This is a genomic window from Sphingobacterium sp. ML3W (assembly GCF_000747525.1).
GTDB lineage: Bacteria > Bacteroidota > Bacteroidia > Sphingobacteriales > Sphingobacteriaceae > Sphingobacterium.
Map to the genome: position 1 here is coordinate 3128848 of NZ_CP009278.1, position 17200 is coordinate 3146047.

Sequence of the window (17200 nt, forward strand, 5' to 3'; positions counted from 1 at the left end):
AATCAAAATTAAGGATAGCGCGGTATTACTAAAATACATAGAACCGTATATTTTGAACAATCGGATACCTCGAATTCGTAGTTTTACATAATTTTTAAGTTATAGTCTACGCAAATGACGGATACTAATCGAAATTAAGTGAGTTCAGTGATCTAGTATTGCTCATTCCAGTTAATTGGATATCGTAATGAACGTATTGCACCAAACTAGGAAAATCGGTAGCTTCCTTCTTAACACTAACTGTATTTACAAAAACATCATTCAGTGAGGAAGGTTGTAAAACACTGTGCACACTATGATTTTCACTCAGTAATATGGTTTCAATTGAATGGTCTGTATAAAATATACCACTTTTAAAATAATTATATCGATTTAGCAAAATATTATATAAATTTATATGCATTAATAACCAATCCATAAATTTAATACACATGCAAGCATTTTCAAGAAGAAATTTCTTAAAAACCTTAGCGGTTGCTACTTCGACCCCCCTATTGATATCAGCTTCACTCACGACATTGCAAGAAGATAAGGGAGCTTTTATCGATAAACTATTACCAGCTCCAAAATTAGGAGGATTTTCCATGGACGACCATTGGGTATGGGATCCATCGGTAATCAAAGGCGAAGATGGTCGTTATCATATGTTTGCATCAGCATGGAGCAAAAAATATGGATTCGGTAATTGGGCTACTAATTCACAGGTTGTACGGGCAGTTTCTGACCGACCTGAAGGGCCTTATCATTTTGTTGAAGTTGTATTACCAGCACGTGGACGTCAATTCTTTGATGGACTTACCACTCATAACCCCCGGATTGTCAAGGCAGATGGCTATTATGTACTTTATTATTTCGGCAATACCTATGATCATCCGCAGCCAGCATATGATGAAGATGTTTGGGCCACAGGATTAGCTAAAGAAGCCTGGATGAACAAGCGCATCGGAATGGCCTATTCCAAATCCATCAAAGGGCCATGGATCCGTGCGGACCAGCCCATGCTAAATCCCAGGAAAGGTAAGTGGGATGCCTCTATCACGTCCAACCCCTCTCCTGTCGTATTACCCGACGGATCCGTCTATTTACTTTATAAATCATCGCCCTTTAACTACGATCCCCCCTTATTATTGGGTGCAGCAAAAGCCTCCAGTTTCAAAGGGCCCTTTGAAAGGCTGTCCGACAATCCTATTTTCTCGTTCCACACCAAAGAGAAGCATGATAATGATGTGGAAGACCCATTCGTATGGTGGAATGGTAAAGAATATGAGTTGATTATGAAAGATCGATTTGGACATATTTGTGGAGAAGAAGGCGGTGGTATACATGCTTTTTCAACCGACGGTGTCTCTTGGCGCTTAGCTGATCAGGTAAAAGCATATTCCAAAAAGATTCTTTGGGATGATGGATCAACTACTATCCAAGCTAATTTTGAGCGTCCTTTTCTATTATTTGAAAATGGAAAAGCTACACACCTTTTTGCCGCCACAGGATCAGGAAGTGGTCCCTATCAATTTGATAAAACATGGAATATGGTCATTCCTCTTAAAGAATAAAAGATTAGTTCAGCTTTCCACTGTTTTCGACAGTATAGGTCACCCAAGTGTGCTCTCAGGTTCTACAGAAGGTTTATCGGTCACTTAGACTCATACAAATGAAAAAGAGTTCGGCAAATTGCGAACTCTTTTTTTTAAAATTAATTATCATTATTTTGTGCGTGAAATTTAAGTTTCTTCAGCCATCTCTTTTACTTTAGCCATTGCCAGCGGCCAAGTGTCTTCCATATATGACACATATTGGTCATTCATATCCATATTAACCAGCCAAACCGTTGTATCACCCACCTCCTTTAAGGTGTAATTTTCCAATGCATCTCCCCACTGCTCACCTTTATAGGTTGTAGGATCTTCGACCCCATCTTTAACTTCTCCTAAATGATGAATGGAAAGAAATTTCCCTGGAATACTTTCAACAATCTCTGATACCATACCATTTCCTGTACCATCATGAAATAAGGCTTTGCTGCCTTTTTTCCAATCCGTTTCGACACTTGAACCCGCAGCAAATGGTGCAGTCCATTTCCCGTAAGAATCTTTGCCTATGATAATTTGCCAAACTTTTTCGGGATTGGCATTAATAACGATACTGAATTCTAATTTTTTCATCTTGCGCTATTTTAAGAAAAGTAATTTTGCTAGCTTTATTTTAGATATCTATATATTCGTCGTTAGCTTTATAAATTTCGCAATTAAATCTTAAAGTACAAAGCGCTACAAAACATTTAACTGACATCATTTTTTAACTGGACTTATTTGCTTTGTTTCTATAGCTAAAATACCTCCCATTATTATACAATTTGGTTAAAACAGACTCATGCTAGGATTAAACCCTCCCCTGTTTACTGTACACGGATAGGATATCAGCATATGGGGCTGGCGAGATTTGCTAGATCTATTCTTTTTATCGATGAATAGCACTAATAATTTCGGTACGTAGATATAGATGTATTCAACTTGAAACAATTGTATGCAAACTTGTTTAAAAAAGAACAGGAAATCATATTGATTTCCTGTTCTTTTTTAATTCCGTCTTGACCATATGCAAACCAATATGAATCGTTAGGTCAAACTGAATAACATTTATTTCACAACTTCTTCAGAGAACACAACACCCTCATAGCAAGCGTTGTAAATAGACTTCAACTCGTCTAATGTAGGGACGCGAGGATTGAAACCTGTACAAGGATCTATCAGTGCATTATTCGCAATAAAGTCCAAATTTTTCTCCCAAACTTCCTTTGAAATTCCAAATTCTTTGATGGAAGATTTGTTATTCACCTCCGAACGTAATATTTCAATTTCCTGAGCAAGATCTTCGGCAGTTTCTTTACCAATTACTTTGGCCAAATCGGGATAACGGTTGGTTACCTGAGCATTGTAGCGGATTACATTCGGAAGAAAAATTGCATTGGATGCCCCATGAGGAATACCATACAATGCACCTACTTGATGAGATAACGAATGTACAATACCTAACCACGCATTGTTAAATGCTAAGCCAGCCATAAATGATGCATCATGCATATTTTGACGTGCTTTAATATTATTTGGATTTTTCACTACCTCTTTCAGGTTATCAAAAACAAGCTCAAGGCCACCTTTTGAAAGTGCATCTGCATAATTGTTTTCAATATTTGACACATAGGCCTCTACACAATGTGTCAACACATCAAGGCCAGTATTTGACGTTACATGCGCTGGCATTGAAGCACAGATTTCCCCATCTACGATAGCAATGTCTGGCGTAAGCTCGTAAGAAACAATAGGATACTTCACTCCTTTTTCTCTATCGGTGATTACGGCTAACCCTGTGGTCTCCGTCCCCGTACCACTTGTAGAAGGAATAGCAATAAATTTAGCTTTATTTCTTAAAACTGGAACCGTAAAGGGTTTCGTAATGGTATCAAAATCAATATCTGGATACTCATAAAAAACCCACATGATCTTAGCTGCATCAATTGCTGAACAACCACCCAATCCAATGATCCAATCAGGTCCGAAAGCTTGAATCTGTTCAGCTCCTTTTAAACATGTTGTAGATGAAGGATCTTCCTCGACACCTTCGAAGATACTAACTTCTATTCCTGCTTCGGCAAGAAAAGCAACTGCTCTGTCCAATGTTCCACTATTTCTCATCGAGCTACCACCAGTAACAACTACTGCTTTCTTACCCTTTATGTTCTTCAGTTCTTCTAGACTCCCAGCGCCATGGAAAACTTCTCCTGCAATAAATAATTTACTCATTTCTCTGTTATTTTATTACACAAAAGTATGCCTATATACATCTTCGCCGTTATACAAACGAGACTATCCGTTATACATTTGCGACAGTTCCTGCTGAAGTTGAGTTGGTGTTTCTTTTAATTTGGATTTTACAAACTTATTTAATGCCGATGGAGAATTAAAGCCAAGGTCAAAAGCAATCTCTTTATGCGATAGTTCAGAGAACATCAACTGCCTTTTAATCTCCATTAAGATTCTATGATGGATGGATTGGATCGCTGTTTCGCCACAGTGTCTTTTCGTAATTGCATTTAATCGTTTTGGAGTAACCATTAATTGTTCTGCATAATACTGAACAGTTCTGTTCTGTTTATAATGCTGATTCAAAAGTTTTTTAAATCGGATATAAATGGGCTTATCGAGGGTTTCTTTATACAAAATCGGGTGTAAACCGTGTACAGACTCAATTAAGCCGAGCAGAAAAATCTTAATATGGAATCTAGCTTGCTCCTTTTTAACCAGGCTTGGATGCTGATAAATTCCTTGAATGGTTTTAATCGTACCCAAACTTTGTTGAAAATCTTCTACCGAAAGGATAGTACAATTCAATTGTGTAGATAGATTAACATTATAGGTGCTCAACTCATTCTTCAAAATATCGGAACAGAATAATATTTCTTCAAAAAGAATTATTTTCCCCTTTAAATTTTTGCTAAAGTCGGAGACTAAACTTACCTGCTCAGGAAATACAACTGTTATCTTACCTGCTTTAAGCTTATGTATTTTATCTTCAATACGAATCTGCAGACTACCATCTTCCATGACAAGAATACAGAAATGGTCCTTCTTATGGGGTGTTGTATATTGAAGCAAATTTTCTGCAGTAAGATCAAAAACCCGGAAAGATAAATCCTTGTCTTCCTTTTTTTGAATATTCTCTTTTATCTTCAACTTCTTCAAAATACGCTCTTTTGTTTCTTATAGAATTAAAAGGTAAATCTAAAAAAACAAATAACACTTGGACGTAAAAGTTTAACCTCAATATTTGATCGATAAATACGTCAGTTAGTGGTTTAAATTAAAAAAGACATCAACTCCATTAATTAGGAGGCCTTCATCACGGATCATTTACTTTGATTCATACCTGTTTGAGCTCTAAATAACAAAGCATTAATCCTATATTAGATAGGAATTTAAATGCACTATTCAATAATTTTTTAAATACCCCAGCAATATTCTACTTACATAACTTTTATGATTATGCTAACACAAATAAGTCCAAAGTTACCCATGCGCGATAGAGCGGTAACAAAATCCTATTACCAAAAATTATTAGGTTTTCAACTATCTGACGATTACGACCATTACTTGATCATTTACAAAGACAATATTGAAATCCATTTTTTTGAATTCAAAAACCTTAATCTGAAAGAAAATTATGGACAAGTGTATATCAGAACAAATGACATCGAAAGTCTATACAAATCACTCTTAGCTAATGGTGTTTCAATTCACCCCAATGGTCATTTAGCAACAAAACCATGGGGGCAAAAGGAATTTTCCTTACTCGACCCCAACAACAATCTATTGACTTTTGGAGAATCAATTATTTAAAAATTCATACATCAAGGAAAAAATCATCTTTTATGGCTGTGTCTCGAGATTTAGAATATACGTATTTCTAACATTCCAATATAAATTCAACATAGTTATATATGAGCATATTTACACTAACAAAATAATTAAGATAACAATTTTTACTATCATTTATTATTCTCAATGCCAATATTTCTGTCCCAAATACTTCAAATAGCAAGATTTTATTGAAGAATATGCCTCATTAGGAAAGAGGGTGAAATCAACAAGAAAACAGGGTGTATGTATAGGAATAATAAAAGATTATAACAGGGCAGACTAAAGTTGAAGAAGTAAACACTGGTCTAAGTTCGAGGATCGAACTCAGACCAGTATCAATTAATTTTCTTCCTCTTCTTCGTCTTCACCAGCTAATGAGAATTTAACTGATTTTTGCGGATAATCGCGAACACTTAGCTCACTTGTATTCGCAATTAATTTTTTGATGCTAACTTTATCGCCTAATCTAAAATTAGCTTCTGTTAATTTATAATCCAATAAATAAGGACCACAGAAGTAATTACCTTTTGCATCTCTTTCTATTATCCCTCGATAGAGTCCTTTTTTTGTTTCTTTTGGCATGTTATTAATTTTATCTCTCAAAGATACAAAGAGTAAAAGCATTTTAAACCATTATAGCTAAAGATAATGATAAAACAACTGATAATTAGTGCACTACCCTACCTTCTTATTCGTGGTTAGATTTTATAAAACTCTACTATGAGTAGCTTAACGTTTCAAATTAATCAATAAATAAGCGCTTAAGTTTTTCACAAAATTCAGCATAAGACCTACGTCCTAACGGAACCTTCAGGTTTTTCTTCTGCTCCTCTTATTGTTATAACCCTATCTTATTAGCCAGCAACCTGATAGGTATATGATGTAGCTTTTACCGTTGCAGAAAAACCTTTACTACTTCTCCTTGGTATACTTAATAATTTGATTGCCTTTTTTTAATATTAATTTTTCTTGCGTTAATTCTTGAATGGTTAAAGTATCTGAAAATGCACTGGTTTGATGATTACCTATGCTTTTACCTGATAGAATCAACTTATCACCTGTTTTCTCCCACGTTGAATATTCAAGAGTCGCCATGTTAATGGAATTAGCCATACCTCCCTTTTTTAAACTTACCCCTTGCATAGACTCTTCCATCCCTGGAATAGGTTCTACCCAATTCCCTTCGATACTTACAGTATTACAAGCAAACAGTGCTGTTGAAAACAGCAATCCAATTATTCCCTTAAAAACAATGTTACTCTTCATATTTGAAAATTTAGTATGAATCAACTGACAAGATCTCTCCTCTTTCACGATTTGCATGACTTCAAAAACTGAACCAAAAAATAAATTAAATCTTGCTGCAAGATCCGGGAGAAATCGTTCTTTAATAACCCAACTAAATGAATTAGAAAATTGTATGTAAAAAAAAGACAGCACGTTTGGACTTTACAGTGCATCATAAAACAATAATTAAATAGAATTACAATAAACTATCCTTATTTTTAGGTCCATAGTTAATATCTAACTGTGTAAGGATTTTCTGCGATTTAGCATTTTAAAAGTCCAACACATTAGAATTTATCGCATCCAAAATAACAGGGATATGAATTATCAAAACATACGACAAGCACAAAAGCGATTCTACCATTCAGGAGCAACACGATCCATTGCATTCAGAAAAGAACAACTCAAGTTCTTGAAAAACCTTATCCAATCAAACGAAGAGTTATTTTACGATGCTATTTACAAAGACTTCAGAAAATCACGTTTTGAGACCTATACCAATGAACTGAGCATCATCTATGCTGAGATAGATTATTATCTTAAAAATCTCAAGCGTATAGCAAAACCAAAACGCGTGCGTACAAATTTGACAAATATCCCTGGGCAAAGCTATATCTACCATGACCCGCTCGGCACGGTCCTGATTATCAGTGCATGGAACTACCCTTATCAATTGACCTTAACACCTTTGGTGAGTGCCATTGCCGGAGGAAATACCGCTATTATCAAACCAAGCGAACTTCCTATGCATACCATGTATCTCATGGAGAAGCTTATCAATACAAATTTTCCAAAAGAATACCTTCATGTCGTTACTGGAGCGATACCTGAAACGACTGCATTATTAGCACTCGCATATGATAAGATCTTTTTCACAGGAAGTCCTAAGGTAGGCAAAATCGTTTATGAAGCGGCGGCAAAACAGTTATGTCCCGTTACTTTGGAACTAGGGGGGAAATCGCCGGCTATCCTAACACCTTCAGCAAATCTGAAGGTTGCAATCAAGCGATTGGTTTGGGGTAAATTTCTCAACGCGGGCCAAACATGTATCGCCCCAGATTACCTATATGTCCACGAATCGATTAAAACCAATGTTTTACAGATAATCAAAGAAATACTCGAAAAGATTCCATACAATGATGGTGCTGATCATTATGTGAGTATCATCGACCAACACAACTACAATCGTCTGGAGAAAATGATGAATGCTGATAAAGTATATTACAAAAATGGTGAACACAATCCTGAAAAGCTGCATTTTGCACCCACAATCATGTCTGACGTAACATGGGACGATACCGTGATGCAAGATGAAATATTTGGTCCTCTCCTACCTGTATTAACTTACAACGACTTTCGTCAGGTCTTAGAAACAATCAATGACAAAGAAAAACCGCTTTCTGCATACCTCTTTAGTAATGATGCGAAAGAAAAGGATACTTTTCTGAACATCTTAACTTTTGGAGGAGGGTGTATCAACGATACCATCATGCATGTAGCTAGTGAGTATCTTCCATTTGGCGGTGTTGGAAATTCAGGTACAGGTAATTATCATGGAGAAGCAGGTTTTCGTTGTTTTACGCATCAAAAATCTGTGTTAAAAAAGGCGAATTGGGGTGAACCAAATCTTAAATATCCGCCATATACAGAAAACAAATTAAAGTGGATAAAAAAGGTCTTGTGAAAAAAATCACTTAAATACTACGTAGATAATCCTAAAGCCTCCAATTTTCCATATATTTCCGATACGGGTTATTAAAAATTTTTAGAAGTATGAAAAACACTAAAACTACTTATCTCGTTCTCGCCATAACTACAATAATATTGGGTTTAGTGATAAGAAAGATACCATTTATTCCTGCCATTACAGGTGACATGCTATATGCTGTTATGGCATATTGGCTCTGTCGATTTCTATTTTTTAAACGTTCTAAATCATTTTCGCTCATCTTGGCGGTTACATTTTGTTTTTTCATTGAATGTCTACAGTTAATCCAAACTCCTTTTTTTATTTATATAAGAAGTCATTCACTCTTACGTTTATTATTTGGGCAAGGATTCTTATGGTCCGATCTACTAGCCTATATGTTTGGTGCTTCTATAGCATATTTATGTGACAAGGCTTGTTTTACAGCTCGTTCCTATAAAGAACATGAATAGCTAAATTTTGCCTTTACATTTCTGATCAACCTATCCTCCATCTATACTACTCAAAGGCATTCTTAGAATAATTTTCTATTTCTTTGATTTTAGACCTTATGTATTATAAAACTGTACAATAGCATCTCTCCCATTGCTAAATAGGAAACAATCCTACAAATCGTCTCAAAAGATGATCAAATTGTCTCATCATCATGTTAAAGTTTTAAAAAATTATCAACTTAAATAAAACTACCAAACTAATTATGAGAACTGTTAACTATTTGTTTCGCCGACGGCATAGGCAGTTTCTGCCATTTACCAACTGTATAAATGCCTTCGTTAGTAATACTTAAAAGTAATAGTTTCATGCTATTATAATCGATAAAACCTATTGTAAACCTTTAAGCCTATGAATTTTAAAATCAATAATTTTAAAGTAGTTACCAAATTATTGCTATTCAGCACAAATTTTTATGCAATAACAGCACTTGCTTCGCCTGTTGCCATTTATAGCAACGTCGTCCAGTCAACACTTAATGGTAAAATTACGAACCAAACCGGTACTCCATTAGCAGGTGCAACAGTGCATGTAAAAGGTACCGCGCAGAGTACAGCCACAGATCAAACTGGAAATTTCAAACTAACCAATGTCAAAAAAAATGATATCATCTTAATTAGGATGATTGGATTTATGACACAAGAAGTTCACTATAACGGTGAACCAAACCTGCTAATAAAAATGGAGGATATGTCCCAAAATCTAGAAGAGGCAGTTGTAGTGGGATATGGTACCATTGATAAAAAAGAACTTACCAGTGCTGTGTCGACAATCAAACAAAAAGATATGATTGCGGGTTCTGCTTCGCCCTTACTCGCTATACAGGGGAAAGTCCCCGGCTTAAGTGTTGTTTCCACCAATGGTACGGATCCAAATGCTGGAATATCATTGCAGCTGCGGGGTGTCAACTCGGTGAAAGCTTCTCAAGGTCCCTTGGTCGTCATCGATGGTGTCCCTGGAGGAGATATCAATTCTGTAGCTAAGGAAGACATCGAATCAATCAACGTACTTCGAGACGCTTCAGCTGCAGCTATTTACGGAACAAGAGCATCAGGTGGTGTTATTCTGATCACGACAAAAAGACCCCAAGTAGGAAACGCACAGGTCACTTTTACTTCTGAGTATTTTATGGAAACGATTCGCAAAAAACCAAAGGTTCTTTCTGCACAAAAATTCCTGGAGCATGGATTGGGAAAAGACCTCGGACACAAAACGGATTGGTATGATGAAGTCACTAACGACAACCCTTTTAGCCACAGACAGGTCGTCAATATCAATGGAGGATCTGAAACCGCTAGTATTTATGCAACATTTACGAAAAGAGATGCGACGGGGATGGCTATTACCTCAAAACGGGAAGAAATTGGAGGACGTATCAACTCTTCATTTAAATTCTTTAACGGATTTGCTGAACTCAATTCAAATGTGAGTTACAATGAAGCGAAGGCCTTTAGCAGCAATAATGATATTTTTAACAATAATGATATCTTTAATATGGCTATGGTGCTAAATCCTACAGAAACTCCTTACGATATCAATGATGTAAGTGGATACAACGTATTGGTTGGTGGGTATGACACCTGGAATCCAGTTGCCGAAGCTAAACTAAGGTCTGATGTTAAACAATTTAAATACCTCTTGGCAAATAGCACTTTGAAACTTAATCTAAGCGAACATTTAAATACAAGTGCTACTATTGGAATAAAAAGTAACTCAGAACACGGCAGCTTTTACCGTTCTTCACAACATCGTATTTCGCGAGAAAATAATGTAGATGGGTATGCAGAGCAATATAACAATAAATATATTGACCGTGTATTTGAATGGACATTGAATTATAATAAACGCTGGGACGACCACAGTGTCAATGCCGTAGTTGGTTATAGTTATCAAGATTTTAATGGGCAAGGTTTTTCTGCTAAAAATTCTGACTTCCCAGTAGATGGAATCAAAGAGAATGACATGGAAACGGGTAGTTATCTTGTAGCTGGTAGAGCTGGTATGGGCTCATGGAAAAACCCATGGGTAAAATTAGCTGCTTTCTTTGGTCGTATAAACTACTCTTACTTGGATCGCTACATACTTACCGCAACAGCACGATATGAGGGGTCTAGTAAATTTGACCCCAAAAATAGATGGGGATTTTTCCCTGGTCTATCAGCAGGATGGCGCATATCGCAGGAATCATTCTTAAAAGATGTCTCGTTTATAAACGACCTAAAATTGAGAGCTGGCTATGGCGAAACAGGTAATGAAGGCTTTGATGCTAAGGTAGCCCGCCGTATGTACAGTGCCGACACCTGGTTTTTGCAAGATGACAAATGGTTTAGGACTTACGGAGTGATGCACAATCAAAATGCTGATATTAAATGGGAGGTAAAAAAAGAGTATAACTTAGGTCTGGACTTTTCAATCTTGAATAATAAAGTAAGTGGTCGCTTTGATATGTATAAACGGAAGATAGATGATCTGATTTACGAAATCAGTGTTTCTCAACCGCCAGCAATTCATGACAAAACAATCATGAATGTGGGTAGCATGCAAAATACCGGTTACGAATTTGAACTGAATTATAAAGCCGTTTCAAATGAAACCTTTACCTACACTACAGGAATTGTTGCATCTCACAATAAGAGTACACTCAACTCACTTTGGGGCAATCAAACATTTATCGATAAAAAAGGGTTTCCTGCACCAGGATCTCCAGGAACAGCTGTAAGGTTGTACCCTGGCGAAGATATCGGTCGCTTTTATATTTGGAAATTTGCCGGTTTTACTGAAGATGGGTACTGGAAACTGTATGATAAGGATGGTCAGGCTTTTGATGTGCGGGAACAAAGTAAAACACAAGCAGACAAATCGTTTGTGGGCAATGCTATACCAAAACTTCAGCTTTCTTGGAACAATCAGTTCACCTATAAAAACTGGGATGCCAGTATCTACATGCGCAGTTGGATTGGACATGATGTCTTCAATATGATCAATATGTATTACAGTTTACCAAATGTGAAATCTCAAAATGTGCTATCAGAGGCTTTTGACAAACATAAAGATATTAAAGGAGAGAAAGAATTAAGTGATTATTGGTTGGAAAAAGGAACCTTTCTAAAAGTAGATGCCCTGAGTTTCGGTTATTCTTTTAATGCCAATAAAATCAAACCAATAAAGGCACTTCGCCTTTATGCGACCGCTAGAGATCTTTTTGTATTCACAAATTATACAGGTTTAGATCCGGAGGTCAATATCAATGGACTCGAACCAGGTTTTGAAGAAAGGAATGCCTATCCAAAAACCAGAACTTTTATGATGGGACTACAAGTAAACTTTTAAAAAGAAAAGCATGAAAAAATACATATCGATATTAACATTAACCGCTGGTCTATTACTCCAAGGTTGTACTAAGTTGGATCAAGAATTTTATAGTTCGGTAACTCCGGAAACCTTTTACAAAAGTGAGAAAGATATCAAGGCCGCCCTTTTCAGACCTTTTACACATGCAAAATGGTATCTTGGAGAAGATAGATGGCGGTTACAGGAATATACAGCGGACAATTTTGCAATCAGTACAAAGGGTAGACATTGGTATAATGGCGGTGAAAATGAACGCTATCACTATCATAAATGGACAGCAGATGACGGTTGGATTTCGGAAAGTTGGAGAGGTACCCTGATGGGGATTGCTCTGGCTCTTGATGCAAAAAATGATCTATCAAAACTTGACTATACCAAATTTGCACTGACCGCAGAGAAGCAAGCTGCGGATTTAGCCCAATTGGATGCATTAATAGCTTATTTCTATTTAAGAGGTCTTGATTATTTTGGAGGAATGCCAATTTTTGAATCTCTGGATCAAGAATCTCTCCCTAGGAATACAGATCAAGAGCTTTTTTTACATATCGAGAAATTGCTTAAACAAGCAATAGACATCATACCATCAAAAAAAGCTGGTGACAAAGAAGAAGGTGCAATCAGAAAAGCAGCTGTTGCAGCTATGTTGGCACAATTGTATTTCAATGCGGAGTCTTATATCGGAAAACCGATGTATGAAGAGAGTAGAAAAATCAGTCAAGCTATCATCAATAAAGAATATGGCGATTACGAACTTGACCCTACATGGAATGGCGTTCATGGATTCAATAATAATCTTTCACCTGAAATCATATGGTCAATGCCATCAGAATTTAAAATGCTGGAGTATAACTGGTTTTACTCTAATTTTTATCATTATAATTCTCGGGAATATTTTAATCAGGATATGGGAGGTGATAATGGCGGCCATCTTAGCCCTTCTAAAAAACCGGATGGAACCCTATATAGCAGTGATTTCAAATTGGGTTCTCCCTACGAAACATTTGATAATGGAGACTTGCGAAAGGCCCCTTATCATTACTTAGGAGCTGAGAATTATGAAGGAATGTTTATTGTCGGCCTTCACCTATCCCCGACTGGAAAAGCGATTCTTGGAGGCGAAGAATATGATAAGCAACCATTGGTTTTTGTGGATCAGGTGGCACGTTTCTCAGAAGTGGGTATAGGGAAAAAATACAGCTCTATTGCTCAACTACCCTCCAAAATGTCTGAAGGTGAAGAAAATACGGGCATTCGACTTGTTAAGGTTCCTATCCCAAACTTAGCCAACAATACCTTAAGATGGGGTGCAGATATGCCAGCGATAAGATTAGCCGAAATTTACTATATGCTTGCTGAGTGTGAATTTCGTGTAGGCGACAAAGTAAAAGCTGCAGCATTATATAATGAGGTTAGAAAAAGAAATTTCAAGGATACAACAGATCCGAATCCGCTTACAAGTACGAACTTAGATAAATATCGTATCCTTGATGAATGGAGTATCGAATTTTTAGGAGAAGGACGCAGAAGAACAGATCTCATTCGATGGAAAGCATTTACTACCGAAAATTGGTGGGATCACAACGCGTCGAATGCCAATCATTTGAACCGCTTTCCGGTTCCTAATTCAGCTATCTCTGGCAATAATAGCTTAGAACAAAATCCAGGTTATTAACAACCTAATAAGCAATAATTTTAGCAAATAAAGCCCTTAATTCAAATGTATTAAGGGCTTTATCATGATTATAGATAATGGAATTAGCGTGCTTTAGTCTACGTTGAGAATCTAACCATTATGAACGGAAAACATATCGGTATGATAACATCATTAAAAAAAGTAGTGAGCTACCGGATGCTCTAGCACTAACAATGTTTAACTTTGAGCATCTCAAAATTTTAATAAGAACTGAGCATATGATGATCTCACTCAACTTTAAAAAATATAAAACTGAAGATTTTATGGACTATTATAATCTTGTAAAAGAAGACATCCATATGAAATACATTACGGGAAAAGGGATGTCTAAAGAAAATGCTATAAAGAGATTTGATTTTATATTGGACCTTGGTCAACACCATGATGATATAGGTTATTTTCAAGTACGAGATGCTGAAACTAACAGCATTATCGGTGACAGTAAACTCGTGTACAATAATGATGATAAGTCACTATTTGAAATCGGTTACTTACTCAAAGAAGAGTACTGGAGAAAGGGCTTAGGGACAAAAATATGTGCATACTTATTAGCACTAGCTTCGACAATCGATGAGAAAAAAGATATTATTGGGATTATCCATCCAGAAAATACAGCCTCAAGAAGATTACTTGAAAAGTTTGGATTCAAAAGCATTTTCAAAGGAGATGAAAATGGGGCAACAATAGAGAAACTCATATTAAAGCGAAACGGTGAGGATTGATTTCAACAAAAATCATACGGAATTCCATTTCAAGATTGTTATTTATTCAATATCCTTGACAACGAAATAAAACAGGTACTTACTTGCGTAAATTCTGTTCGTTAAACTTTGAATTACAGTTTAACGAACAGAGTCTTTAATGATCCAAAAAAACAGTAGTTTTATTATTTCATTGAATCAAATAAACTTATTTCTTAACACGCTTTTCAGCTTTAAAAACGAATGGTATCCGATGCTAAGAAAGGTAATTCATAAGCTCCAGTATCCATCATTACTTGTTTTGCTACTTTTTTTAAATTCATTACTGATGCTTCGGTTACTTTAGTTTGATAGGAATAGATCTGGTTCAGCTTAGGTAGATTATTTAATTTTTCTAAACCCTTATCTGTCACCGGAACGGCGAATAAATTTAGGTAACGTAAATTTTGATGTCCAGCCAGAAATGTTAACCCATCATCTGTAATCTGCGTATGCTCCAAATGCAACTTCATTAAGTTGGTAAATTCGGGAATAATCTTAAGGCCCTGGTTCGTAATGGCCGTATTACCCAACTTCAATTGCACGATGTTATCTTTTATTTTCAGCAAGTCAGTTAAATCTTGATCTTTAAATTCAGGATAATTGATTGCATTGATAACGACATATTCACTATTCTTATCAATAGGTAAAACCTTGATTCCTTTCGCCTGCAATTGTTGTACAAAATCTGTCGGTAACTTATTGGCTTCAGGTAATTCCTCAAATGGTGAAGTAGGTTCGCTCCCCTTTTCAAGCTTCGCTAATATTTCTTTCATTTCAGCAGTTTGCGCCAGTTCGCTTGTTTTTTTTCCAAAGTCAGCACCCTCTTTTACCCACCAACCGATTAGTTTTATCTGCTCAGCAGTAATTGGTTTCCGTCCTTTAGGAGGCATCCGCCCTTCATGCCCTTCTGGCAGAATCAATCGGGCGTATAATTCACTCTTTTCAGCATCATTCAACACCAATACATTACCATTATCGCCACCTTTCAATAGATGTACTTGATCATGCAGAGCCAAACCACCCTCTTTCTTCTTTTCTCCGTGACAACTCACACATCTTTGTTTCAATATGGGTTGAATGATCCCACTGTATACTTGCGCTTCCTGTACATTAGTCAGCAGAGTCATCTCCTCTATTGGTTCTTCGATACCAACGACTTCTTTAATTGCCGTCGGAAGTGCATCTTTAAAATATCCCTTTCCATGTGTCAGTGTACCACCAAAATGGCCAGTGAAAGCAATAAGAATAAACATCAGAAACAATAGCAACAGTCGATATGGTTTTATTTTTTCAATAAATGAATAGCGCGTACCCTCTCTATATAATTGGTATAAAAAAAGACTGATTACTGCGACAGCTATCCCTAACCATTGATGAAACTCCAATGTTTCCTGTTCATATCCTCCCTGTAAAGACAATAAATATCCTGTAAAACATGCCAATAAAGCAGCAACACCGCCAAGTAATAGAGATAAAGATATCGCTGGTCCAATAGTGCGATAGCTTTCCTTTCTTGAAAAGACTGCCAATATACAAGCTACAATCAACATTCCGATAGGTAAATGCACCAATAGAGGGTGCCATCTACCAGTAAAATTCATCAACTCTTCAAAAAACAACATCATGATTTATAGCGTGTTTTTAAAAGATTTAACATGAATACATTGATACTCCACTGATCAGCAACAGGTTGTTGTGTATAAGGTAAAGTAGGTAAATAGCCTGCAGGACCGAACTCGGTCGTAATCCTTAAAATTCCTGCATTATTCTCCTTATGAAGTCTCACAATTTCATCCCACCATGCTAAATGTTGGTCTAATGTGGATTTCCACTCTGGTGCTGCTGGATCATTGACTTGTGGCCCTTGAGGATGACCTACTCGAGCATGGATATGGCTTGTTCTTGATAATGCCAATTGAACTGCCTCTTTCTGATCAGATAGCATAGATTCATGAACATTGCACCAATGCGATATATCCAAAGTTAACTTCAACTCTGGGATTTGTTGCAAATAATTTTTTGTGATATGAGCTGCAAAACTAAATCTTCCACGGTGGGTTTCGTGTGTTATTGGAATACCTGTTTTTTTGGATATGGATGTTGTTGCATCAATCAATGCTTTATTCTGCTCGAAGGTATAATAATCTTTACCGGTATGGCAATTGATATAATCAGGTTTCTGTTGAGCAGCCTCCTCGACATTTTTGGCAAATGAGCTCAGGTACTGCTCAAAATTTGCACCACCACCTCCACTCAATAGTCCAAGTGAGAGTTTATGTTTCTTTAATGCCTCGAACATTGCTGTACGATCGGGCCCTGCAGCAGGTAACCAAGTCTCTAGACCATCATATCCTGCCTGGCTCACTTTGGCACAGTAACTGTCCCATGATTCTGCCATACCCCAGTTGGTACAGTAATACTTAATTTTAAGATTATCTTTCACTTGAGCTTGACTTAGTAAAGCCCACAAACAAAACAGCATGATGCTATATAAATATTTCATTCAGGTATA

At 36.5% G+C, this 17200-nt stretch carries 15 protein-coding genes; 7 read left to right on the top strand and 8 right to left on the bottom strand.

The annotated features are described in order from the left end of the window. Positions 1 to 431 precede the first annotated feature (431 nt). Complete coding sequence (locus KO02_RS13375; RefSeq protein ID WP_200878551.1) at positions 432 to 1553, top strand: glycoside hydrolase family protein; 1122 nt, start codon at positions 432 to 434, stop codon at positions 1551 to 1553. Between the two features lie 168 nt (positions 1554 to 1721). Here the strand turns inward: KO02_RS13375 and KO02_RS13380 are convergent, their stop codons facing one another. The 3 genes from KO02_RS13380 to KO02_RS13390 all read right to left on the bottom strand — a co-directional run bounded on the left by KO02_RS13380 (position 1722) and on the right by KO02_RS13390 (position 4739). Beyond that, positions 1722 to 2162, bottom strand: a complete 441-nt coding sequence (locus KO02_RS13380) for an SRPBCC domain-containing protein (RefSeq protein WP_038699038.1) — start codon at positions 2160 to 2162, stop codon at positions 1722 to 1724. Between the two features lie 474 nt (positions 2163 to 2636). Beyond that, positions 2637 to 3800 carry an iron-containing alcohol dehydrogenase gene (locus tag KO02_RS13385; protein ID WP_038699040.1) on the bottom strand — a complete coding sequence of 388 codons (1164 nt, stop codon included), beginning with the start codon at positions 3798 to 3800 and terminating at the stop codon, positions 2637 to 2639. A gap of 63 nt (positions 3801 to 3863) precedes the next feature. Continuing rightward, positions 3864 to 4739 carry an AraC family transcriptional regulator gene (locus KO02_RS13390; protein WP_200878552.1) on the bottom strand — a complete coding sequence of 292 codons (876 nt, stop codon included), beginning with the start codon at positions 4737 to 4739 and terminating at the stop codon, positions 3864 to 3866. Positions 4740 to 5039: 300 nt separating this feature from the next. Here KO02_RS13390 and KO02_RS13395 point away from each other — a divergent pair, with 300 nt between their 5' ends. Then, positions 5040 to 5393: a bleomycin resistance protein gene (locus KO02_RS13395; RefSeq protein WP_038702699.1), complete on the top strand. Its 354-nt coding sequence runs from the start codon at positions 5040 to 5042 to the stop codon at positions 5391 to 5393. Positions 5394 to 5753: 360 nt separating this feature from the next. Here KO02_RS13395 and KO02_RS13400 read toward each other — a convergent pair whose 3' ends face one another. Together KO02_RS13400 and KO02_RS13405 are read right to left on the bottom strand one after the other, a co-directional pair. Beyond that, the gene (locus tag KO02_RS13400; protein ID WP_038699044.1) at positions 5754 to 5996 is read right to left on the bottom strand and encodes a hypothetical protein; all 243 of its coding nucleotides are present in this window, start codon (positions 5994 to 5996) and stop codon (positions 5754 to 5756) included. A 330-nt stretch (positions 5997 to 6326) separates the two neighbouring features. Further along, complete coding sequence (locus KO02_RS13405; protein ID WP_038702701.1) at positions 6327 to 6680, bottom strand: lipocalin family protein; 354 nt, start codon at positions 6678 to 6680, stop codon at positions 6327 to 6329. Positions 6681 to 7020: 340 nt separating this feature from the next. On the opposite strand from KO02_RS13405, the gene KO02_RS13410 reads away from it, so the two are divergent. Next, positions 7021 to 8385 (top strand): aldehyde dehydrogenase, encoded by a 1365-nt coding sequence (locus tag KO02_RS13410; RefSeq protein WP_038699046.1) that lies wholly within the window; start codon positions 7021 to 7023, stop codon positions 8383 to 8385. A gap of 109 nt (positions 8386 to 8494) precedes the next feature. Here the strand turns inward: KO02_RS13410 and KO02_RS24135 are convergent, their stop codons facing one another. Continuing rightward, positions 8495 to 8677, bottom strand: a complete 183-nt coding sequence (locus KO02_RS24135) for a hypothetical protein (RefSeq protein ID WP_038699048.1) — start codon at positions 8675 to 8677, stop codon at positions 8495 to 8497. Between KO02_RS24135 and KO02_RS24395 the strand changes: the two genes are divergently transcribed. From KO02_RS24395 to KO02_RS13430, 4 genes are all read left to right on the top strand, one after another. Continuing rightward, positions 8592 to 8861 carry a DUF2809 domain-containing protein gene (locus tag KO02_RS24395; RefSeq protein WP_410528217.1) on the top strand — a complete coding sequence of 90 codons (270 nt, stop codon included), beginning with the start codon at positions 8592 to 8594 and terminating at the stop codon, positions 8859 to 8861. The two genes, KO02_RS24135 and KO02_RS24395, sit on opposite strands and share 86 nt — an antisense overlap. Positions 8862 to 9252: 391 nt before the next feature. Next, positions 9253 to 12231 carry a SusC/RagA family TonB-linked outer membrane protein gene (locus KO02_RS13420; protein ID WP_051959944.1) on the top strand — a complete coding sequence of 993 codons (2979 nt, stop codon included), beginning with the start codon at positions 9253 to 9255 and terminating at the stop codon, positions 12229 to 12231. Positions 12232 to 12241: 10 nt separating this feature from the next. Continuing rightward, positions 12242 to 13924 (top strand): RagB/SusD family nutrient uptake outer membrane protein, encoded by a 1683-nt coding sequence (locus tag KO02_RS13425; protein WP_038699050.1) that lies wholly within the window; start codon positions 12242 to 12244, stop codon positions 13922 to 13924. Positions 13925 to 14163: 239 nt separating this feature from the next. Next, on the top strand, positions 14164 to 14667 hold the full coding sequence (locus KO02_RS13430) for a GNAT family N-acetyltransferase (RefSeq protein ID WP_158500298.1): 504 nt from the start codon (positions 14164 to 14166) through the stop codon (positions 14665 to 14667). Between the two features lie 212 nt (positions 14668 to 14879). Here KO02_RS13430 and KO02_RS13435 read toward each other — a convergent pair whose 3' ends face one another. Next, on the bottom strand, positions 14880 to 16313 hold the full coding sequence (locus tag KO02_RS13435; protein ID WP_235212256.1) for a c-type cytochrome domain-containing protein: 1434 nt from the start codon (positions 16311 to 16313) through the stop codon (positions 14880 to 14882). Continuing rightward, positions 16310 to 17191 (bottom strand): sugar phosphate isomerase/epimerase family protein, encoded by an 882-nt coding sequence (locus tag KO02_RS13440; RefSeq protein ID WP_038699056.1) that lies wholly within the window; start codon positions 17189 to 17191, stop codon positions 16310 to 16312. The genes KO02_RS13435 and KO02_RS13440 overlap by 4 nt, the downstream gene beginning before the upstream one ends. Positions 17192 to 17200 lie beyond the last annotated feature (9 nt).